Genomic DNA, 300 nt, shown 5'->3' with positions numbered 1-300 from the left:
TACGAAGTCCCCCTCATAAATCTCCTTGCCGTTCTTGTCGCGGAGGCCGGTGAATTGCCCTACACTCTCAGGAGATACTTCGTGCATGATTATCAGCTTTCCGATATGACCATTGACCGATACAGAATTTGAGTGCGGAGCGATATATATCTTTCCGTTCTTCTGGAGCAGATCGCCAAATACCCATTCCCCATTTAATTCACCATCTGCAATACATTTGCCCCGAAACTTGATTTCACGTCCTGCTTGCATCCTTTTTCCTCCTCTTTCTCAAAATAGCGTCTACTCCCCATTTTCCCA

The 300-nt window shown here is 46.0% G+C and carries 1 protein-coding gene; it reads right to left on the bottom strand.

The annotated features are described in order from the left end of the window. The coding region (locus LD028_RS08710) for a YopX family protein (RefSeq protein WP_237811579.1) at nt 1-252 on the bottom strand (252 nt) is incomplete at its 3' end. Nucleotides 253-300 lie beyond the last annotated feature (48 nt).

This window comes from Anoxybacillus sp. LAT27, from assembly GCF_022030075.1.
In the GTDB taxonomy this organism is placed as follows: Bacteria; Bacillota; Bacilli; order Bacillales; family Anoxybacillaceae; genus Anoxybacillus; species Anoxybacillus kestanbolensis.
The sequence above is the reverse complement of the archived record's forward strand: the minus strand, read 5'-3'. Positions and strand labels throughout refer to the sequence as shown.